The sequence below is a fragment of the Marmoricola sp. Leaf446 genome, from assembly GCF_001424755.1.
Taxonomy (GTDB): Bacteria; Actinomycetota; Actinomycetes; order Propionibacteriales; family Nocardioidaceae; genus Marmoricola.
Genome location: NZ_LMRF01000006.1, coordinates 454979 through 475390, shown reverse-complemented (window position 1 = coordinate 475390; position 20412 = coordinate 454979). Strand labels below are relative to the sequence as shown.

General features: G+C 73.7%; 20 protein-coding genes. 8 read left to right on the top strand and 12 right to left on the bottom strand.

The genetic code is table 11. The features are described from left to right. The first annotated feature begins 43 nt into the window (after nt 1-43). Nucleotides 44-1978: an amino acid transporter gene (locus ASG49_RS16890; RefSeq protein ID WP_082534227.1), complete on the top strand. Its 1935-nt coding sequence runs from the start codon at nt 44-46 to the stop codon at nt 1976-1978. 12 nt (nt 1979-1990) lie between these two features. On the opposite strand, the gene ASG49_RS16885 is transcribed toward ASG49_RS16890, so the two are convergent. The 5 genes from ASG49_RS16885 to ASG49_RS16865 form a co-directional block, all read right to left on the bottom strand. Next, complete coding sequence (locus ASG49_RS16885) at nt 1991-2650, bottom strand: class I SAM-dependent methyltransferase (protein ID WP_056544241.1); 660 nt, start codon at nt 2648-2650, stop codon at nt 1991-1993. Next, the gene (locus ASG49_RS16880) at nt 2647-2847 is read right to left on the bottom strand and encodes a CDGSH iron-sulfur domain-containing protein (RefSeq protein WP_056544236.1); all 201 of its coding nucleotides are present in this window, start codon (nt 2845-2847) and stop codon (nt 2647-2649) included. Before ASG49_RS16880 ends, ASG49_RS16885 begins: the two co-directional genes overlap by 4 nt. Beyond that, nucleotides 2844-3854 (bottom strand): iron-containing redox enzyme family protein, encoded by a 1011-nt coding sequence (locus ASG49_RS16875; RefSeq protein WP_056544234.1) that lies wholly within the window; start codon nt 3852-3854, stop codon nt 2844-2846. The genes ASG49_RS16880 and ASG49_RS16875 overlap by 4 nt, the downstream gene beginning before the upstream one ends. Nucleotides 3855-3970: 116 nt before the next feature. After that, nucleotides 3971-5431, bottom strand: coding sequence for an NAD(P)/FAD-dependent oxidoreductase (locus ASG49_RS16870; RefSeq protein ID WP_056544231.1), 1461 nt, complete (start codon nt 5429-5431; stop codon nt 3971-3973). Between the two features lie 17 nt (nt 5432-5448). Further along, the gene (locus tag ASG49_RS16865) at nt 5449-5964 is read right to left on the bottom strand and encodes a general stress protein (protein WP_056544228.1); all 516 of its coding nucleotides are present in this window, start codon (nt 5962-5964) and stop codon (nt 5449-5451) included. Between the two features lie 68 nt (nt 5965-6032). Between ASG49_RS16865 and ASG49_RS16860 the strand changes: the two genes are divergently transcribed. Continuing rightward, on the top strand, nt 6033-6425 hold the full coding sequence (locus ASG49_RS16860) for a DUF1304 domain-containing protein (protein WP_056544226.1): 393 nt from the start codon (nt 6033-6035) through the stop codon (nt 6423-6425). On the opposite strand, the gene ASG49_RS16855 is transcribed toward ASG49_RS16860, so the two are convergent. Together ASG49_RS16855 and galE are read right to left on the bottom strand one after the other, a co-directional pair. After that, nucleotides 6426-7193 carry an SDR family NAD(P)-dependent oxidoreductase gene (locus tag ASG49_RS16855; protein ID WP_056544223.1) on the bottom strand — a complete coding sequence of 256 codons (768 nt, stop codon included), beginning with the start codon at nt 7191-7193 and terminating at the stop codon, nt 6426-6428. Between the two features lie 40 nt (nt 7194-7233). Next, nucleotides 7234-8193 (bottom strand): UDP-glucose 4-epimerase GalE, encoded by a 960-nt coding sequence (gene galE / locus ASG49_RS16850; protein ID WP_056544221.1) that lies wholly within the window; start codon nt 8191-8193, stop codon nt 7234-7236. 129 nt (nt 8194-8322) lie between these two features. Here galE and ASG49_RS16845 point away from each other — a divergent pair, with 129 nt between their 5' ends. Genes ASG49_RS16845 through ASG49_RS16835 form a run of 3 tightly spaced genes read left to right on the top strand, consistent with a single transcriptional unit; the run spans nt 8323 to nt 11093 of the window. After that, nucleotides 8323-10023, top strand: coding sequence for a sodium:solute symporter family protein (locus ASG49_RS16845; protein WP_056544218.1), 1701 nt, complete (start codon nt 8323-8325; stop codon nt 10021-10023). Nucleotides 10024-10033: 10 nt separating this feature from the next. Beyond that, nucleotides 10034-10303, top strand: a complete 270-nt coding sequence (locus tag ASG49_RS16840) for a hypothetical protein (RefSeq protein ID WP_235562144.1) — start codon at nt 10034-10036, stop codon at nt 10301-10303. A gap of 7 nt (nt 10304-10310) precedes the next feature. Then, a complete protein-coding gene (locus tag ASG49_RS16835; RefSeq protein WP_056544210.1) occupies nt 10311-11093 on the top strand; it encodes an alpha/beta fold hydrolase in 783 nt (260 codons plus the stop codon). A 7-nt stretch (nt 11094-11100) separates the two neighbouring features. On the opposite strand, the gene ASG49_RS18775 is transcribed toward ASG49_RS16835, so the two are convergent. From ASG49_RS18775 to ASG49_RS16815, 4 genes are read right to left on the bottom strand one after another with little or no spacing between them, the layout of a single operon-like run. Beyond that, nucleotides 11101-11667: a hypothetical protein gene (locus ASG49_RS18775; RefSeq protein ID WP_156384400.1), complete on the bottom strand. Its 567-nt coding sequence runs from the start codon at nt 11665-11667 to the stop codon at nt 11101-11103. Next, nucleotides 11664-12476 (bottom strand): ABC transporter permease, encoded by an 813-nt coding sequence (locus ASG49_RS16825; protein ID WP_056544203.1) that lies wholly within the window; start codon nt 12474-12476, stop codon nt 11664-11666. The genes ASG49_RS18775 and ASG49_RS16825 overlap by 4 nt, the downstream gene beginning before the upstream one ends. Continuing rightward, on the bottom strand, nt 12473-13375 hold the full coding sequence (locus ASG49_RS16820; RefSeq protein ID WP_156384399.1) for an ABC transporter ATP-binding protein: 903 nt from the start codon (nt 13373-13375) through the stop codon (nt 12473-12475). Before ASG49_RS16820 ends, ASG49_RS16825 begins: the two co-directional genes overlap by 4 nt. After that, nucleotides 13372-14481: a sigma-E factor regulatory protein RseB domain-containing protein gene (locus ASG49_RS16815; RefSeq protein ID WP_056544200.1), complete on the bottom strand. Its 1110-nt coding sequence runs from the start codon at nt 14479-14481 to the stop codon at nt 13372-13374. Before ASG49_RS16815 ends, ASG49_RS16820 begins: the two co-directional genes overlap by 4 nt. A 201-nt stretch (nt 14482-14682) precedes the next feature. Here ASG49_RS16815 and leuS point away from each other — a divergent pair, with 201 nt between their 5' ends. After that, nucleotides 14683-17160 carry a leucine--tRNA ligase gene (gene leuS / locus ASG49_RS16810; protein WP_056544197.1) on the top strand — a complete coding sequence of 826 codons (2478 nt, stop codon included), beginning with the start codon at nt 14683-14685 and terminating at the stop codon, nt 17158-17160. 78 nt (nt 17161-17238) lie between these two features. On the opposite strand, the gene ASG49_RS16805 is transcribed toward leuS, so the two are convergent. Next, nucleotides 17239-17886: an SDR family oxidoreductase gene (locus tag ASG49_RS16805; RefSeq protein ID WP_056544194.1), complete on the bottom strand. Its 648-nt coding sequence runs from the start codon at nt 17884-17886 to the stop codon at nt 17239-17241. Between the two features lie 51 nt (nt 17887-17937). Here ASG49_RS16805 and ASG49_RS16800 point away from each other — a divergent pair, with 51 nt between their 5' ends. Then, nucleotides 17938-19467, top strand: coding sequence for an MFS transporter (locus tag ASG49_RS16800; RefSeq protein ID WP_200936364.1), 1530 nt, complete (start codon nt 17938-17940; stop codon nt 19465-19467). Nucleotides 19468-19477: 10 nt separating this feature from the next. After that, on the top strand, nt 19478-20347 hold the full coding sequence (locus ASG49_RS16795) for a DegV family protein (RefSeq protein WP_056544190.1): 870 nt from the start codon (nt 19478-19480) through the stop codon (nt 20345-20347). Nucleotides 20348-20412: the final 65 nt, after the last annotated feature.

Below are 20412 nucleotides of genomic sequence, written 5' to 3'. Positions count from 1 at the left end.
CAGGACGGCGCCCGGGGCCCTCGGGGCGCGTTGTGATGGCCCGGTGAGCACCGAGGTCGTCGCGCGCACCGCAGCCCCCCGGGGTCCCGTCCGCGCCTGGTTCTTCCACGAGTCCCGCGCCGAGGCCGGCGCCTCGCCCCACCACGGCCGGCCGTGGTGGAAGGTGATGTGCCTGACCGGCGTCGACTACTTCTCCACCCTCGGCTACCAGCCGGGCATCGCCGCGCTGGCCGCCGGGCTGCTCTCGCCGATCGCCACCCTGGTGCTCGTCGCGGTGACCCTGCTGGGCGCGCTCCCGGTCTACCGGCGCGTCGCCGAGGAGAGCCCGCACGGGCAGGGGTCGATCGCGATGCTGGAGCGGCTGCTGCCGTTCTGGCGCGGCAAGCTGTTCGTGCTCGTGCTGCTGGGCTTCGCAGCGACCGACTTCGTGATCACGATGACGCTCTCGGCCGCCGACGCCGCGGCGCACGTGACGGAGAACCCCTACGTGCCGGGCTTCCTGGAGGGCCAGGAGCTGTGGATCACCCTGGGCCTGCTCTCCCTGCTGGGCGGGGTGTTCCTGCGCGGCTTCGGCGAGGCCATCGGGGTCGCCGTCGTCCTGGTCGGGGTCTACCTCGCGCTCAACGTCGTCGTGCTGGGCACCGCGGCGTACCACGTGCTGGCGCGGCCGCAGGTCGTCGGCGACTGGGGCAGCGCGCTGACGACCTCGCACGGCGACCCGCTGATGATGGTGGCGGTGGCGCTGCTCGTCTTCCCGCAGCTGGCGCTCGGCCTGTCGGGCTTCGAGACCGGCGTCGCCGTGATGCCCCACGTGTCGGGGGACCCCGGGGACACCGTCGGGCGTCCCGCGGGCCGGGTGCGCGGCACCAAGCGGCTGCTGACCACGGCCGCGGTCACGATGAGCGTCTTCCTGGTCGCGAGCTCGTTCGCCACGACGCTGCTGGTCCCGGCCGCCGAGCTGCGCAGCGGTGGGGAGGCCAACGGGCGGGCGCTGGCGTTCCTGGCGCACCGCTACCTCGGCGACGTCGTCGGCACGGCGTACGACGTGTCCACGATCGCCATCCTCTGGTTCGCCGGCGCGTCGGCGATGGCGGGCCTGCTCAACCTGATCCCGCGCTACCTGCCCCGCTACGGCATGGCCCCGGAGTGGGCGGGTGCCGTGCGCCCCCTCGTCGTGGTGCTGACGCTGGTGGCGTTCCTGATCACCTGGATCTTCGAGGCCGACGTCGACGCCCAGGGCGGCGCCTACGCGACCGGGGTGCTGGTGCTGATCACGAGCGCGGCCGTCGCGGTCACGCTCTCGGCCCGCCGGGCGGGGCAGCGCTGGCGCACGCTGGGCTTCGGGGCGGTGACGGCGGTGTTCGCCTACACCACGGCCGACAACGTGGTCGAGCGCCCGGACGGCGTCAAGATCGGCGCGTGCTTCGTGGTCGCGATCGTCCTGGTGTCGCTGGTCTCCCGGCTCGGTCGGTCGCTGGAGCTGCGGACCACCGGTGTCGAGCTGGACGAGACCGCCCGGCGCTGGGTGCGCGACTGCAGCCGTCGCACCGTGCGGCTGGTGGCGCACGAGCCCGGGCTCGGCGACGCGGAGGAGTACGCCGCCAAGGAGCGCGAGGTGCGTCGTGACCACGACCTGCCCGCCGACGCCGACCTGGTCTTCGTCGAGGTCCGGGTCACCGACCCCTCGGAGTTCGAGGGACCGTCACTGGTGCAGGGGCACACCCGCCACGGTCGCTACCGCGTGCTCACCGTCGACGCGTCGTCGGTCGCCAACGCGCTGGCCGCGCTGGCGCTGCGGGTGCGCGACGTGGGCGGATCGGTGCCGCACCTCTACCTCGACTGGACCGAGGGCAGCCCCCTGGGCCACCTCGCCGGCTTCCTGCTGCTGGGGCGGGGCGAGGTCGCCCCGACGACGCGCGAGGTGCTCCGCCGGGCCGAGCGCGACCCGGCGCGTCGGCCGCACGTGCACGTGGGCTGAGCGGGGCGGCCCTCAGGCGGGGCGGTCGAGGCGCAGCAGGACGCCGCGGTCGCCGTACTCCCGCAGCTCACCGGGGACCAGCCCCGAGTCGCGCAGCGCCTCGCCGACGGCCTCCGCCTGGGCCGCGGTGCCGAGCTGCAGCAGCGCCACCCCACCGGGGGCCAGGTGCTGCCGCAGCGCCTGGAGGACCTCGCGGACGACGACCAGGCCGTCCTCGCCGCCGTCGATGGCGAGCAGCGGGTCCTCGGGGAAGCGTCCGGTCTCGGCGGCCGGCACCCACGGCGGGTCGGCCACGACGAGCGGGAAGGTCTCGCCGGCACGCAGCACGTCGCGGATCCAGCCCTCGCGGGTCTCGACGCGGTCGGCCATCCCCGCGGCGCGCGCGTTGGCGGCGGTCAGCTCGGTCGCGGCGGGGTTGGCGTCGACGCACACCAGGTGCCGCCGCGAGCCGTGCACGGCCAGCAGGCCGATGTGGCCGGCGCCCGAGCAGAGCTCGAGGACGGGACCCGGGGGAGCGGTGCGGAGCAGGTCGGCGGCCCACCGCGACTGCGCAGCGGTCCACGGCCGCGGTCGCAGGACCCGGTCGTCGAAGGAGATCTCGAGCTCGCCGTAGGCCAGTCGGTCGGCGCCGGGGTGCGAGGTGCCGGGGGTGGTGGTGGAGGTGGTGCTCACCGGGGCCGCACCGCCTTGTGGGTGCTGTCGCACCACGGCATCCGCGAGGAGCGGTCGCAGCGGCAGATCGCGACGACCGGGCGGGTGACCTCGTGCTGCACGCCGTCGTCGTCGACGACCAGGGTCGCGCCGCGGACGAGGTCGGGCCCGCCGGGACAGGAGCGCACGCTGACGTCGTCGGGTCCGCTGAGCCTCACGACGCCACCTCCTGGGCCGTCGGGGCCGTGGGGTTCCAGCGCTCGGTCAGCTCCAGCGCCGACAGCTCGTCGAGGTGCAGGCACACGGCGGCGCCGACGAGGACGTCCTCGCGCAGCCCGGGCTCCTCGGCCACCATCGCGCCGCAGATGTCGTGGGCGGCGAGGTGCTCGTGCACGGAGTCGGCCTCGACGTGCTCGTGGAAGTACGCCGCGGCGGCCGGCGGCAGCCCGAGCCGGTCCATGCCACCGGCGATCTTGCGCGACGGCACCGAGCTGGTGGCCTCGAAGACGGCGAGGTGGCCCATCGCCGCGCCCCGCAGCCGCCGGTGCAGCCCGAACATCGACATCGCGTTGGCGCTGGCGAGCGACAGCGCGCCGACCTCGTCGACGTAGGTGCCGTAGGTCGGGTCGAGCCCGACGGAGACCATGGCCTCGGCGAACAGCCGCTGGTGCAGCCGCTCGGGCCGTCCGCCGCCGAACTCGTCGTAGAGCAGCTCGGCCAGGGCCACCTTGGAGCGACCGGTCAGGCGCGGGAGCACGAAGGCCTGCGGGTCGGACTCCTTGAGCTGCTGCAGGCTGCGCTCGCGCAGGAAGTCCACGACGACCTCACGGCTCGCGTGCCGGTGGAGGTACGCCGCGGGCGAGGGGCCGGTGGAGGTGGCCGGGAGGGCCAGCAGCGTCTCGCCGACCGGTGCCTCGCCGGGCAGCGAGCGCAGCCGGAGGGCCACGGCCTCGCGGAGCTCGCGCTCGAAGCGGCGCTCGAGGGTGCGACGCAGCCGCAGCACCGTGGGGTCCCACTCGAGGTCCTCGGCCGCGTCGTCGAAGCCGCGGTAGTGCAGCTCGTAGAGCGTCCAGAGCGCCAGCTGGGCGTCCTCGTCGGTGACCACGGAGTCGGGGCCGAGCGCCAGCTCGGTGAAGGCGGTGGTGGAACGGGAGGACCCGGGGCCGGTCCGCAGCGTCTGCAGGACGCGGCGGCTCAGCGGGCCTCGCTCGCGGGGGAGGAGCAACGTGTCGCCTCTCGTCGGGTGGGGCACCGAGCCCCGGTCAGGACCCTGGTTCCGTACCCACCCCGCGCGTTCCCTCGCGACCCGGAGGGGTGAAGTCGACGTGGCGGACGGGCCCCTCAGGCGAGGACGAAGGCGTCGGGGTCGAGGTCGGCGCAGCGGCGCTGGTACTCCGCGACCAGGCCCGGCCAGTTGGTGCTGATGCGTCCGTCGGAGCCGCGGTACCAGCTCTGGCACCCGGCCCACACGCTCTCGCGCAGCCGTCGCTGGACCTCGTCGTCGAAGGTGCGCTCGACGTCGTCACGCACTGCGACGCTGCGCGCCCCGGCCGCGCGTGCCCGGTCGAGCAGGGTGACCACCGCCCCCGCGGCCGCCTCGAGCATCCCCACGATGGAGCTGCCGCCCAGGTTGGTGTTGGGGCCGTAGACCACGAAGAAGTTGGGGAAGTCGGGCACGCACAGGCCGAGGTAGGCGTGGGCGCCGGACTTCCAGCGGTCCTGGAGGTCGGCCCCACCCGCCCCGGTCACCTGCATCGGCGCCAGGAACTCCGTGGCGGCGAACCCGGTGCCGTAGATGACGACGTCGGCCGGGTGCTCGGTCCCGTCCTGCGCCAGCACCCCGTGGGGCAGCACCCGGGAGACCGGCGAGGTGACCAGCTCGACGTCGTCGCGGGTCAGGGCGGGGTACCACGCGTTGCTGAACAGCACCCGCTTGCAGCCGAGCTCGTGGTCGGGGGTGAGCCGGCGACGCAGCTCGGGGTCGCGCACCTGGGTGCGCAGCAGCCCGCGCCAGCCGAGGCCCACGGCCTTCTTCATCCAGGTGTCCTCGAGCAGCGCCTTGTTGAACTTCTCGGTCACCACCCAGGTCAGCAGCCGGCCGACGCGCTGGCTGCGGGGCGCGCGCTCGAAGGCGCGCCGGTGCAGCCCGGTGTACTCCCGGTCGGGCTTGGGCACGACGTAGGGCGCCGAGCGCTGGAAGACGGTGACGTGACCGGCCACCGGCGCGATCTCGGGCACGAACTGGATCGCGCTGGCGCCGGTGCCGAGCACGGCGACCCGCTTGCCGGTCAGGTCGACGTCGTGGTCCCAGTCGGCGGAGTGGAACGCCGGGCCCTCGAACTCCTCGCGGCCCGGCAGCTCGGGGATCGCCGGTCGGGAGAGCTGGCCGACGGCGCTGACGACGACGTCGGTGTGCAGCGACTCCCCGGTCGTGGTGGTGAGGGTCCAGCGGCACTCGTCCTCGTCGTACGCCGCGGTGGCGACCTCGACGCCGAACCGGACCAGGTCGAGCACCCCGTGCTCGCGCGCGACGGTCTCGATGTAGTCCCTGATCTCGGGCTGGCGGGAGTAGCGGTGCGGCCAGCGCGGGTTGGGCGCGAAGGAGAAGGAGTAGAGCGAGGACGGCACGTCGCACGCGGCCCCGGGATAGGTGTTGTCGCGCCACACGCCGCCGACGGAGTCGCCCTTCTCCAGCACCGTCACGTCGCTGTAGCCCGCGCGACGCAGCGCGACGGCGGTGCCGATCCCCCCGAACCCGGCTCCGATGACGGTGACGCTGGGCCGGCTTCCGAGAGGTCGCATCCGCCGAACCTAGCGGCTCACGGGGCCGGCTGGTGGGGTTGCTGCGCGTCGTCCTGCCCGGTGAGCAGCGCGCGGCCCTGCTCGGCGTGCTTGTGCTCCACGAGCAGCTCGTAGCGGGTGGCCACGACCTGGGACACCGAGGTGAAGTCGCGGCGGCCGCGGGTCGCGGCGTACCCCGCGGCGGCCCACGCGACGCCGAACAGCGCACCGAAGAGCATCGTGGAGAGGACCACCGGGACCGCGCTGCCGGTGCCGAAGAGCGAGACGACCAGGCCGACGAAGACACCGAGCCACAGGCCCGACGCCGCGCCGCCCAGCAGCACCTTGCCCCAGGTGAGCCGGCCGGTCACCCGCTCGACCTGGCGCAGGTCGGTCCCGACGATGAGGCAGTTCTGCACCGGGAACTCGTGGTCGGAGAGGTGGTCGACGGCCCGCTGGGCGTCGGCGTACTTCTTGTAGACGCCGAGCGACATGGGGAACGCGAGGGTGAGCGGGGACTGCGGGAAGCGGGGGGAGGGCTGCTGCTGGCTCATGCCTCCAGGGTCCCACCGCGCTCTGAGCGGTTCCTGAGCACCTGAGAGGGGGCGTAGCGTCCCCGGCCATGGACGCCCTCCTCGTCGCCGCCGCGGTCCCCGCCGTCCTGGCCGCGCTGCTGCACGTCTACATCTTCGTCCTGGAGTCGCTGCGGTGGGAGGAGCGTGCGACGCGTCGTACGTTCGGGACGACCGCCGAGCAGGCGGCCGCGACGCGGGAGATGGCCTACAACCAGGGCTTCTACAACCTGTTCCTCGCCGTGGTCACGCTGGTCGGCGTGGCGCTGCTCGGGCCGGTGCGCGAGGCCGGGGTCGCCCTGGTCGTCGCGGGCACCGGCTCGATGCTCGCCGCGGCACTGGTGCTGATCACCTCCGACCGCACCAAGGCGCGCCCGGCCGCGGTGCAGGGCACGCTGCCGGCCGTCGCGCTGGTGCTGCTCGCGCTCGCTGCGGTGGGCTGATCAGGTGATCGTCATGCCGCCGTCGACGGCGAGGGTCTGCCCGGTGATGTAGCCCGCGGCGTCCGAGGCCAGGAACACCGCCGTGGCCGCGAGCTCGCGGGGGTCTCCCTGGCGGCCGGCCGGGATCCGCTGCTGCTGCGCCTCGAGGTAGCCCTCGGGATAGCTGTCGGTCATCTCGGAGGCGAAGAACCCCGGCGCCAGCGCGTTCACGCGGATGCCCTTGCGCCCGGTCCACTGCTGGGCGAGGTCGCGGGTGAGTCCGATCAGGGCGGCCTTGGACGCGGCGTACGCCGCCTGGGGGAGCCCGGCGGTCGTCAGGCCCAGCACCGAGGAGATGTTGATGATCGAGGAGCCGGGCTCCATCACCCGGCCGCAGGCCTGGGCCATCCAGTAGCAGCCGTTGAGGTTGACGTCGATGACCGAGCGGAACTCCTCGGGCGTCTCCCGGGTCGCGGGCACGGCCGTGCCGATGCCCGCGTTGTTGACGAGCACGTCGACGCGGCCGAACGCCTCGACCGCCGCGTCGACCAGCGCCTGGCAGTCCTCGGGGGAGCTGACGTCGGTCCCGACCTTGAGCGCCCGCCGCCCGGCGGCCTCGACCAGCGCCGCGGTGTCGTCGAGCCGCGCCACCCGGCGCGCCCCCAGCGCGACGTCGGCGCCCGCCTGGGCGAAGGCCTCGGCGAAGGCGACGCCGAGGCCCGAGGAGGCCCCCGTCACCACGACCACCTTGCCGGTCAGGTCGAACAGGTCCGTGATGGGTGCGCTCATGTGGTGATCATGGCAGCACCGGCCCCCCGGAGCGCCAGGGTCAGTGGCTGCTGCGGGCCTGCCAGGCCGAGCGGACCATGTCCTCGAGGGTGTGGCGCATCTGCCAGTCGAGGTCGCGGGCGGCGGCCTCACCGGTGGCGACGATGCGGGCGGGGTCGCCGGGGCGGCGGGGGCCGTGCTCGGGGGTGAAGTCGATGCCGGTGACGGTGCGGATGGCGGTCATGATCTCCGCGACCGAGGAGCCGGTGCCGCTGCCGAGGTTGTAGACCGGCTGCAGGTCCTCGCCGGCCGCGAGCCGCTGGGCGGCGACCACGTGGGAGCGGGCGAGGTCGGCGACGTGGACGTAGTCGCGCACGCAGGTGCCGTCGGGCGTCTCGAAGTCGGTGCCGTTGATGCGGGGCGTCTCGCCGGCCAGCAGCTTCTCGAACACGATCGGGAACAGGTTGTGCGGGCTGGTGTCGTAGAGGTCGTCGGTGCCGGAGCCGACCACGTTGAAGTAGCGCAGCGAGGTGTGGCGCAGGCCGGTGGCGACCGCCTGGTCGCGGATCACCCACTCGCCGACCAGCTTGCTCTCGCCGTACGGCGACTCCGGGCGCGTGGCCGTCTCCTCGGTCACCAGGTCGACGTCGGGGGTGCCGAAGGTCGCGGCGCTGCTGGAGAACACCAGGGCGCCGACGTCGGTGGCGGCCATGGCCTCGAGCAGGTGGACGGTGCCGGTGACGTTCTGGGTGTAGGTGTGCAGCGGTCGCTGCACCGAGACCCCGGCGTACTTGTAGCCGGCGAGGTGCACGACGCCCTCGACGCGGTGCTCGCGCATCGTGCGGGTCAGCAGGTCGGTGTCGACGACGCTGCCCTCGACGAGGGGCACGTCGGACCCGACGAACTCGCGGTGCCCGCTGGACAGGTCGTCGACGACGACCACCTCGAGACCGACCTCGCCGAACGCCCTCACCACGTGGGAGCCGATGTAGCCCGCACCCCCGGTCACCAGCCAGCTCATCGCCCGTCCTCACCTCGTCGACACGGAGCGGCGACTTTACCCAGCGGGGTGCGCGACGGGACCAGGCGCGAGGAGTAGCGTGCCCGAGGCGACATCGGGTCGCCGCTGGGGCACGACGGAGGTACGACGATGACGGTCCTCGCTGCGGAAGGTGCGCTGCGGCTCGACACCAACTGGGTGGACTACCTGCTGATCGGCGTCTACTTCGCCTTCGTGATCGGCATCGGCGTGCTGGCCCGCCGCTCGGTCTCCTCCAGCATCGACTTCTTCCTCTCGGGCCGCTCGCTGCCCGCGTGGGTGACCGGACTGGCGTTCATCTCCGCCAACCTCGGCGCGGTCGAGATCATCGGCATGTCGGCCAACGGCGCCAACTACGGCATCCCGACGGTGCACTACTTCTGGGTCGGCGCGGTCCCGGCCATGCTGTTCCTCGGCGTGGTGATGATGCCGTTCTACTACGGCTCCAAGGTCCGCTCGGTGCCCGAGTTCATGCGCCGCCGGTTCGGCACCGGGGCCCACCTGGTCAACGCGCTGAGCTTCGCGATCGCGCAGCTGCTGATCGCGGGCATCAACCTCTACCTGCTGGCCAACATCGTCGAGATCATCCTCGGCTGGCCGCTGTGGGTCTCGCTCATCGTCGCCGCGGCCATCGTGCTCACCTACACCTCGCTCGGTGGCCTCTCGGCCGCGATCTACAACGAGGTGCTGCAGTTCTTCGTCATCGTGGCCGCGCTGCTGCCGCTGACCCTGATCGGCCTGCACAAGGTCGGCTGGTGGGGCGGCCTGAAGGAGAAGGTGGCCGCCAGCGCCGGCGGCGCCGAGCAGCTCTCGTCGTGGCCCGGCCAGGCGCTGACCGGCTTCGACAGCCCGTTCTGGTCGGTGGTCGGCATCGTGCTCGGCCTCGGCTTCGTGCTGTCCTTCGGCTACTGGACCACCAACTTCGTCGAGGTGCAGCGGGCGATGGCCTCGAGCTCGATCTCGGCCGCCCAGCGCGCGCCGATCATCGGCGCCTTCCCCAAGATGTTCGTGCCGTTCATCGTGATCTTCCCCGGCATGATCGCCGCGGTCCTGGTCAACGAGATCTCCGAGCCCAAGAACAACGGCGGGTCTCCGGACTACAACAACGCGCTGCTCTACCTGATCCGCGACCTGCTGCCCAACGGCATGCTGGGCGTCGCGATCGCGGGCCTGCTGGCGTCCTTCATGGCCGGCATGGCGGCCAACATCTCGGCCTTCAACACCGTCTTCTCCTACGACCTGTGGGAGACCTACGTGGTCAAGGACCGGCCCGACGGCTACTACCTGGCCGTCGGTCGGGCGGCCACGGTCGGGGCGACGGTGATCGCGATCTTCACGGCGACGTTCGCGGCGTCGTACTCGAACATCATGAACTACCTGCAGACGCTGTTCGGGTTCTTCAACGCACCGCTGTTCGCGACCTTCATCCTCGGCATGTTCTGGAAGCGGATGACCGCGACGGCCGGCTGGACCGGCCTGGTGGCCGGCACCACGGCGGCGATCCTGGTCGGCATCGCCTCCCAGGACGCGCTCGGCGGCCTCTCGCAGGGCTGGGTCGGCCTCTCCGGGCAGGGCGCGAGCTTCGTGGCCGCGGGCGCGGCCTTCGTGGTCGACATCATCGTCAGCGTCCTGGTCACCCTGGTCACCAAGCCGCGCGAGGAGTCCGAGCTGCGGGGCCTGGTCTACTCGCTGACCCCCAAGATGGACTTCCACGACGACAACGAGGGGGCACTGGCGTGGTACCAGAAGCCCAACATCCTCGCCGGCGTCGGCGTCGTCATCGTCGTCGGCCTCAACATCATCTTCTGGTAGGGCGGTAGTCATGGCTGAGAAAATGTCCGGCGCGGACGCGCAGGCGGAGCGCACCCGCAAGGCGGGTGCCTTCGACATCCGCAACTTCATCGGGATGCTGATCGGCATCTTCGGCGTGGTGCTGCTGATCGCCTCGATCTTCGACAGCGCGGCCGACATCGCCAAGGCCGACGGGGTGCGGGTCAACCTGTGGGCCGGCGCCGGCATGGTCGTGACCGCGATCGTGTTCTTCGCCTGGGCGCGGCTGCGTCCGGTCGTGGTGCCCGAGGACACGCCCTGACATCTCCGTGAGGTCCCGGCTCGCGCCGGCCCGGCGCCGGCAGGCGGTGGTGCTCGGCGTCCTCCTCGTCGCCGCCCTCGTCGCGCTCGTCGCGTGGGCCGGGATCCGAGCCGTCCTCGGTGGCCCGTCGGTCGACCAGGGCACCCCGGGCCCGGTCGTGGCCGTGACGGGGTACGGCGGCCGCGTGGCCGCCCTCGACCCGCTGGTGCGGCGGCTGCGCGACCAGGGCCGCGAGGTGGTGGTGCTGCAGCCCGCGGGCGGCGGCACCGGCGACCTGCGCGACGAGGCGGCCCGGCTCGCCACGCTCGTCGAGGACACGCGGGAGCGCACCGGGGCCGCGTCGGTCGACCTCGTGGGCTACTCGGCCGGGGGAGTGGTGGTCCGGCTCTACGTCCGCGACGACGGCGGCGCCGACGTCGTGCGCCGCGTGGTGACGCTCGGCTCGCCGCACCACGGCACCGACGTGGCCGAGCTGGCCGTCGAGGCGGCCGGCACCTGCCCCACTGCCTGCGAGCAGCTGGTGCCCGACAGCGACCTGCTGCGCGGGCTCAACGCGGGCGACGAGACGCCCGAGGGGCCGCGGTGGGCGACGGTGCGCAGCGACGCCGACCGGGTGGTGACGCCGACGGACTCCGCGGTCCTGGCGGGGGCGCGCAACGTGCTGGTCCAGGACCTGTGCCCGGGGGCCGACGTGCAGCACGACGACCTGCCGGGCGACCCCCGGGTGGCCCGGGTGCTGGACGCCGCCCTCGGTGCTGGGCCGGTCGTGGCGCCCGAGCCGGGGTGCTGAGTCCGGCCTACCGCAGCTGGTCGTCGAGGTCGCCGCGGTCCTCGTCGGGCACCTCGACGTCACGCAGGTCCACACACGGGCTGTGGGCGAACAGCTGGCGGACGCGGTCCTGCGTCCCGGGCTCGTCGCGCGAGGCGCGGGCGCCCACGTCGGCCCGCAGGTCGCCGGGCAACCCGGCCGGGAGGTCCGCGCTGGCGAAGGCGCCCGCACGTCCCTCGGCGTCGGGCTCCAGGCCCTGGTCGCGCCAGGCGGCCCCGATCGTCCGGTCGGTCACGGTGTCGTCGGGCTCGGCGTAGGTCAGCTCGCCGACCACCGTGAGGCTGCCGACGGTGCGCGGCTCGCCGGCGCACCGCACGGTCACCAGCTGGTAGGCCCGGACCCGCCCGTCGACGGCGGTGCCCGCCGCGGCGAAGGCGTCGTCGGCGACCCGGTCGACGGCCGCACGCAGCTGGTCGTACTGCTGCTGGTCGAGCCGCTCCACGGGCGGGTCGAACCCCAGGTCGGGACCCTCGGGGCCGCCGCCGCACGCGGCGAGGGGGAGCGCCGCCAGCAGACCCACGAGCCGCGCCCTCACCGGTTGACGTCCTTGGTGGCGAAGTTGGCCCAGGCGGCACCCGCGAACACCACGAGGTAGCCCAGCTGGGTGAGCACCCCGTCGACCACGTCGCCCCACCGGATCGGATCTCGGAACAGGTCGACGAAGGCCAGCCAGTGCCGGGTCATCAGGTAGGGCTTGATCGCGTCGGCGGCGTCCAGGCCCAGCAGCACCGTGGAGGCGACCAGCACGCCGATGGTGCCCAGCGCGGCGCCGACGGCGGAGTCGGTGAGGGTGCTGAAGAACAGTGCGATCGCGGCCACCCCGAGCATCGCCAGCACGACGTAGACGAAGGCCAGCCCGGTGCGCTGGGTCATCTCGGCCTGGGTCAGGGTCGAGCCCGACACGCTGACCACCCCGGTGGCGGGGGCGTCGCCGAGCAGCAGTCGCCCCTCGACGTACGCCACGACGGCGACGGCCAGCACGGCCAGCACGACGAAGACCACGACGCTGACCAGCTTGGCCACGAGCAGCCGCAGCCGCGACACGGGCCGCACCAGCAGGTAGCGCAGCGTGTCGCTCTGCACCTCCCCGGCGATCGCGTCGCCCCCGACCACGGCCACCGCCACCGGCAGGAACAGCGGCAGCACGATGCCCAGCGCCGCCAGCGGGAACAGCGTGCCGTCGGTCAGCACGGCGGACAGGAACGGCGGGCCGGTGCCCGGGCGGGGCCCGAGGTCGGTGACCGCGAGCAGCACCGCCACCAGCGTGGGCAGGGCGTTGAGCGCCAGGATGGTGATCCAGGTGCGCGGACGGGTCAACAGCTTGACCAGCTCGACGCGGATCACGCCGACTCACTCGCGGCGAGCACGATCTCCTCCAGGCTGCGTCGCTCGGGACCGAGCTCGGTGACGCGCACGTCGCGGGCCACCAGGTGGGCGTTGAGGGCGGCGGCGTCGGGGCTGCGCACGACGAGGTGGCCCTCGCCGCGGTCGACCACCTGGCCGTCGAGCAGCCGCAGCGCGGTGCTCAGGTCGGGCGTGCGGACCCGCACCAGGCCGGTGGGCGCCTGCAGCGTGGCGAGGTCCTCCTGGAGCACCAGCCGGCCACGGTCGAGGACGCCCACCCGGCTCGACATCTGCTCGATCTCGGCGAGCAGGTGGCTGGAGAGGAAGATCGTGGTGCCGGCGCGGTTGAGCGAGAGCAGCAGCTCGCGCATCTCGCGGATGCCCTGGGGGTCCAGGCCGTTGGTCGGCTCGTCCAGCACGAGCAGCGGCGGTCGCCGCAGCAGTGCCGAGGCGAGCCCCAGGCGCTGGCGCATGCCGAGGCTGTAGGTGCGGACCGGGCGCCGGTCGGCCGGGTCGAGCCCGACCTGCTCCAGCACCTCGCCGACCCGGCGCCGGCGGTCGCCGCGGCGGCGCCGGCCGTCGGTGGAGTCGAGCAGCGTCAGGTTGGCCCGACCCGACAGGTGGGGGTAGGCCCCGGGCCCCTCGACCAGGGCACCGACCCGGGGCAGCACCGACGCGCCCGCCTTCGGCATCGCCTCGCCGAACAGCTCGATCCCGCCCTCGGTCGCGAGCACCAGCCCGAGCAGCATCCGCACGGTCGTGGTCTTGCCCGAGCCGTTGGCGCCGAGGAAGCCGTAGACGTCCCCGGCACGGACCTCGAGGTCGACGTGGTCGACGGCGGTGACGCCGCCGCGGTAGACTTTGGTCAGCCCGTGGGTGGCGATCAGCAGCTCGCTCATCGGCCCACCGGGTCCACGAGGCGTACGCCGGCCCGCACGTCGTCGGCGGCCTGCTCGAGGGTCTCCGGGGTGACCGTGCCGAGCAGCACGTAGTTGCCGCGGCCGCTGCTGTCGAGCAGCACCGAGAGCGGCCCGAACTCCAGCGCCTGCCGCTCGCCGGTGTCCCGGACGGTGCCGGCCTTGCGCAGCTGCTCGCGCAGCCCCCGGGCGACCACGTCGCGCAGCGGCACCGCGACCAGGGCAGTCGGCCCGCGGCCGTAGACGCCGACCGCGCCGAAGTCCTCGGGGTCGCCGCGGCGGGGGAGCCCGGCCACCTCGTCGGGCGGGGCGAACGGCGCGTAGGCGTCGGCGCCCGCCGCGTCGTCGAGCGTCACGCCGCGGGAGAAGTCCACGCCGGAGGAGATGTCGAGCCGGGTCGCGGACCGGGCCGGGCGGTCGAGGTCGACCGAGGTGGTCTCGGTGGTCAGCACGGGGCGCGAGCCGGCTGCTCCGTCGTACACCTCGACGCGGAGCGGGAGCCCGGTCTCCTGGTCGGCCCACAGGTCGACGCGGCCGATGGTGGAGCGGGGGTCGGCGGGCACCAGCCGCAGACCGGCGGCGGCGCGACCGGCGACGCGCTCGGACGGCAGCCGGGACAGCTCCGCGGGTCGGGCGCCCGTGAACAGCCGCTGCGCCAGCGCGACGGGGACGACGTCGGGGTCGTCGGGCAGCCGGATCCGGGAGTACGGCACGAAGCTGACCCGGTTGCCCTCGTAGCGCCACCGGATCGTCATGCCACCGTTGCGCACCACGTCGGTCTCGCCGCTCTCGCGGACCCGGTCGACACGGTGCTCGGTGGGCCCGCGCCACCACACCCGCAGCCGGCTGGACTCGCCGAGGATCCGCACCACGCCGCCGAAGGTGTCGCCGCTGAGCGGGACCTCGACGTCACCCTGGGTGGCGACCTCGCCGGACCAGCCGAGACGGTCGGCGTCGAGCACGCGCGCGGCCAGGTCGGCGGCGCTCTCCTCGGTGTCGGCCACGGGGAGGGCGCGCAGGCCCTGGGGCACCGCCACGAGGGCCACGGCCACGGCGAGCACCACCAGCCAGCGCGCCGCAGGACCCATGCGCCTCACGGTACGACCCCGCCCGAAGGCGGCTCCGGGAGCGAGCGGCCGCCTGCGCCGGGCAGGGTCTAGGATGGAGCGGTGAGCACCTCCCTGCGTCTCGCCTAGCCGCGTCGACCACGACGCGGCCGCCCCTCTGCGCGAGGGGCTTTTCCATGTCCCGACCGTCCCCGCCCGTTCCCGCCCAGGAGGAGCCCCCAGATGAGCGAGCACGACACCGACGGCACCGCGCGATACGACGTGCAGGCGGCCGAGGAGAAGTGGCAGCGGGTCTGGGCCGAGCTCGACCCGTTCCGCGCCGACGACGACAGCCCGCGCGAGAAGCGCTACGCGCTGACGATGTTCCCCTACCCCAGCGGCGACCTGCACATGGGCCACGCCGAGGTCACCGCGCTGCACGACGTTGTGGCGCGCCACTGGTGGCAGCGAGGCTACGAGGTGCTCAACCCGATGGGCTGGGACTCCTTCGGGCTGCCGGCCGAGAACGCCGCGATCCGCAACGACGCCCACCCGGCCGACTACACCTACGGCAACATCGCCACCCAGCTGGCGTCGTTCCAGCGCTACGGCGTGGCGGTGGACTGGTCGCGCCGGTTCAACACCAGCGACCCGTCGTACTACCGCTGGACGCAGTGGCTGTTCCTGCAGCTGCACGCCCAGGGCCTGGCCTACCGCAAGAACAGCGCCGTCAACTGGTGCCCCCATGACCAGACCGTGCTGGCCAACGAGCAGGTCGTCGACGGCGCCTGCGAGCGCTGCGGGGCCGAGGTCACCAAGCGCGAGCTGACGCAGTGGTACTTCCGCACCACGGCGTACGCCCAGGAGCTGCTGGACTCCCTGGACGACCTGCAGCCGACCTGGTCGGACAAGGTCGTCAACGCCCAGCGCAACTGGATCGGCCGCTCCGAGGGTGCCCACGTCGACTTCCCCGTGGCGGGCCGCGAGGAGCCGATCACCGTCTACACGACGCGCCCCGACACCCTGTTCGGCGCGACCTTCATGGTCGTGGCCGCTGATGCGGCCCTGGCCGCCGAGCTGGTGACCGAGGAGCAGCGCGGGGCCCTGGAGGACTACCTGGTCGAGGTGCGCAAGGAGTCCGACATCAGCCGGCTCTCCACCGAGCGGCCCAAGACCGGCGTCTTCCTGGGCGTCCACGCGACCAACCCGCTGACCGGCACGGCCCTGCCGGTGTACGCCGCGGACTACGTGCTGGCCGACTACGGCACCGGCGCCATCATGGCCGTGCCGGGCCAGGACCAGCGCGACTGGGACTTCGCCGCGGCCTTCGACCTGCCGGTCGTGCGCACCGTGCAGCCCCCCGAGGACTTCGACGGCGAGGCCTTCACCGGCGACGGCCCGGCCATCAACTCGGCGAACGACGAGATCGACCTGTCGGGGATGGGCGTCACCGAGGCGAAGTCGACGACGATCGCCTACCTGGAGCGCCAGGGCCTGGGCCGCGGCACCGTCAACTTCCGGCTGCGCGACTGGCTGCTGTCGCGGCAGCGCTACTGGGGCGCTCCGATCCCGATCATCCACTGCCCGGTCGACGGCGAGGTGCCGGTGCCCGAGGACCAGCTGCCCGTCGAGCTGCCCGAGCTGCGCGGCGCCGACCTCAAGCCCAAGGGCACCTCGCCGCTGGGCGCGGCCACCGAGTGGGTCAACGTCACGTGCCCGACCTGCGGCGGCCCGGCCACCCGCGACACCGACACGATGGACACCTTCGTCGACTCGTCGTGGTACTTCCTGCGCTACCTCTCCCCGCAGGACGACACCCAGGCCTTCGACAAGGGCCTGGCCGACGCGTGGGGGCCGATCGACCTCTACGTCGGCGGTGACGAGCACGCGGTGCTGCACCTGCTGTACGCCCGATTCTTCACCAAGGCGCTGCGCGACATCGGCCTGGTCTCGTGGGACGAGCCGTTCTCGTCGTACCTCTCCCAGGGCAAGGTGGTCAACAACGGCCGCAAGATGAGCAAGTCGCTGGGCAACGGCGTCAGCCTGGGGGAGCAGCTCTCGGAGTTCGGCGTCGACGCGGTGCGGCTGACCCTGGTCTTCGCCAGCCCGCCCGAGGACGACATCGACTGGGCCGACGTCTCGCCCGGCGGGTCGGCGCGGTTCCTGCAGCGCGCCTGGCGGCTCTCCGGTGACGTCACCAGCCCGGCGGGCACCGACCCCGGGGGCGGCGACACCGCGTTGCGCCGGCAGACCCACAAGACCGTGCGCGAGGCCGAGCAGCTGATCGCCTCGCACCGCTTCAACGTGGTCGTGGCCCGCACCATGGAGCTGGTCAACGCCACCCGCAAGGCGATCGACTCCGGTGTCGGCCCCGCCGACCCGGCCGTGCGCGAGGCGACGGAGACGGTGGCCGTGCTGCTGTCGCTGGTCGCGCCCTACACGGCCGAGGAGATGTGGGAGCGGCTGGGCCACGAGCCCACCGTCGCCCGGGTCCCGTGGCCGGACGTCGACGAGGCACTGCTGGTCGAGGACTCTGTGACCGCGGTGGTGCAGGTGCAGGGCAAGGTCCGGGCCCGCCTCGAGGTCGCCCCCGACGTCTCCGAGGCCGACCTGGAGGCCGCCGCCCTCGCCGACCCCGGGGTGCAGCGCGCGCTGGAGGGCAAGCAGGTGCGCAAGGTGATCGTCCGCGCGCCGAAGCTGGTCAACGTCGTCGCCGGCTGACACGGGGGCGGTAGTCCGAGACGAAAAGCACCGTCGCGGACCGGTGGACGGTGCTCCTCGTCTCGGACTACCCCTGGCTCAGAGCTTGCGGACCGCCTCGGCGACGGGCTGGTCGCCGCCGATCACCGCGAAGGTGCGGCCGATGGTGTGGTCGGACTCCAGCACCTCGGCCAGCACGTGGGCGACGTCGCCGCGAGTGACCGAGCCGTATTCGACGTCGCCGACGGCGACGGTGCCGGTGGGCACGTCGTCGGTGAGCTTGCCGGGCTGCACGATGGTCCAGTCGAGCGCGTCCTGGGAGCGGACGTGGTCGTCGGCGTCGCGCTTGGCGCGGAGGTAGACCTGGAAGACCTCGTCGGAGTCCTCGTCGATGCGGTCCTGGCCCATCGAGGAGATCATCACGTAGCGGCGCACGCCCGCGGCGATGGCGGCGTCGGCCAGCATCACGGCCGCGCCCTTGTCGACGGTCTCCTTGCGGGCGGCGTTGCCGTCGGGCCCGCCGCCGGCGGCGAACACCACGGCGTCGGCGCCGCGGACGGCCTCGGTCAGCTGCTCGACCGAGGTGTCCTCGAGGTCGAGCTGCTTCCAGCCGACCCCGTCGGCCTCGAGGTCGGGCACGTGCTCGGCCTTGCGGATCAGGCCGACCACCTCGTGGCCGTCCTGGGTGACGAGGCGCCCGAGCTGGCGGGCGATCTGACCGTGTCCTCCTGCGATGACGATGCGCATGCCCCGACCGTAGCGGCCGGGCCGTAGCGACCCCACGGCTAGCGTGGCGAGGTGCGTGAGGACGACCGGGCCGGGGCGGCCGCGACGGGTGGCAGGGCGGGTCACGGGGCGGCCGGGGAGCCGGGTCACGACGACCGCTGGCGGGCGCTGGCGGTGTGCCTGGTGGCGGGCGGCATGTGCCTGCTCGACGTCAGCATCGTCAACGTCGCGCTGCCGTCGATCCGCGAGGGCCTCGACGCCAGCGACAGCCAGGTGCAGTGGGTGGTGGCCGGCTACTCGCTGGCCTTCGGCATGGCGCTGGTGCCGGCCGGTCGGCTCGGTGACGCGCGCTCGCGTCGTACGGTCTTCATGTGGGGCGTGGCGCTGTTCACCGTCGCCAGCGCGGCCTGCGGGGCCGCCCCCACCGCGTGGGCCATCGCCGTCGCCCGGGTCGTGCAGGGCGTCGGTGGCGGCATGATCACGCCGCAGGTGTCGGGCTTCATCCAGAACCTCTTCCGCGGACCCGAGCGCGGGCGGGCCTTCGGGCTCTTTGGCGCGAGCATCGGCATCTCGACCGCCATCGGTCCGCTGCTCGGCGGGCTGCTGGTGCAGCTCGGCGGTCCGGAGTGGGGCTGGCGGCTGGTGTTCTACGTCAACCTGCCGGTCGGGCTGCTGCTCCTCGTGCTGGCCCGGAGGTGGCTGCCCCGCGTGCCGCCCGGGCGCCGGCAGTCCCTCGACCCGGTCGGGGTGCTGCTGTTCGCCTCGGCGATGCTGCTCGTGCTGCTGCCCGTGGTGGAGGGCGACCAGGGGGCGCCGCTGTCGCAGCGGCCGTGGTGGCTGGCCGGGGTCGCCGTCGTGGTGCTGGCGGTGTTCTACGGCTGGGAGCGGCACTGGTCGGGGCGCGGCCGGGAGACGCTCGTCGACCTCAGCCTGGCGCGGGTGCCGTCGTACGTCTTCGGGCTGGGGCTGGGCACGTTCTACTTCGCCGGCTTCACCTCGATCTTCATCGTGCTGACCCTCTACCTGCAGTCGGGGCTGCGCTACAGCGCGCTCGAGGCGGGCCTGACCCAGCTGCCGTTCGCGGCGGGCTCGGCGGTGACGGCGTTCTACGGCGGCCGCGTCGTGCAGCGGTGGGGTCGCGCGCTGGTGCTCGGCGGGCTCGTGGCCATCACCGTCGCCCTGGTCGCGATCGACCTGGTGCTGCCACGCCTGGAGGGCCACGTCGGGCTGAGCCTCGCGCCGCTGCTGCTGCTCGCCGGCGCCGGGGGCGGCCTGGTGATCTCGCCCAACATCACCCTCGCGCTCGACGAGGTCGACCCCGCCCGGGCCGGCGCGGGCGGGGGGCTGCTCCAGACCGCCCAGCGGGTGGGATCGGCGCTCGGCGTCGCCGTCGTGCTCGCGCAGTTCTTCGGGGCGCTCGCCGCGACCCGGGGCGACTACGCCGAGGCGCTTTCGACGTCGCTGCGCACCACCATCGGGCTGGTCGTGGTGGCGCTGCTGCTGGGGCTCGCCGACCTCGTGCGTCGCGTGCGTACGCCGGGGGCGAGCGTCACCCCGGCCGCGACCGGACGGGCGCCGGAGCCCGACCACGGCCGCGGCTAGCCTGAGCGCCATGCCCGTCGCCCTGGTCACCGACTCGACGGCCTCGTTGTCGCAGCGGACCGCGGAGCAGCGCGGCGTCCGGGTCGTGCCGCTGCAGGTGGTCATCGGCGGCACCGCCCACGAGGAGGGGAGCGAGGCCGCCTCGCCCCGTCGGCTGGCGGCGGCGCTGCGCGACCGGCGTCGCGCCGTGTCCACCTCGCGCCCCGGTCCCGAGGTCGTGCTCGCCGTCTACGAGCAGCTGGTGCGCGAGGGGCACGACGAGATCGTCTCGGTGCACATCTCGGGCGAGCTCAGCGGCACCGTCGAGTCGGCCCGCCTGGCCGCGCGGCGGGCCAGCGTGCCCGTGCACGTGGTGGACACCCGCCAGGTGGGGATGGGCACCGGCTTCGCGGTGCTCTCGGCCGCCGACGCGCTGGCGGCGGGGGCGAGCGCCGAGCAGGCGGCCGAGGTCGCCCGGGCCCGCGGCGAGGCCACCACCTCGTTGTTCTACGTCGACACCCTCGAGCACCTGCGTCGTGGCGGCCGGGTCGGTGCGGCGGCGGCGCTGGTCGGCTCGGCGCTGGCGGTCAAGCCGATCCTCAGGCTCACCGACGGCCGGGTCGGCGCCTTCGAGAAGGTGCGCACCGCCGGCAAGGCGCTGCAGCGGCTCGAGGTGCTCGCCGTGGAGGCGGCCACCGGCCCGGTCGACGTGGCGGTGGCGCACCTGGAGTCCGAGGAGCGGGCCACGGCGCTCGTCGAGGCGCTGGGCGGGCGGCTGGCCGACCAGCTCGAGGGTCGCGAGGTCGCCCTGGTCGAGATCGGTGCCGTGCTCGGCGCCCACGTCGGCCCGGGGATGGTCGCGGTCGTGGTGGCCCCCCGGCCTCCACAGGCCGGGGCCTGACCCGAGTTGTCCACAGGGTGCCGGGCGACCCTGGTGGGGCCGGCGCCCGCTTCCTAGCGTCGGGC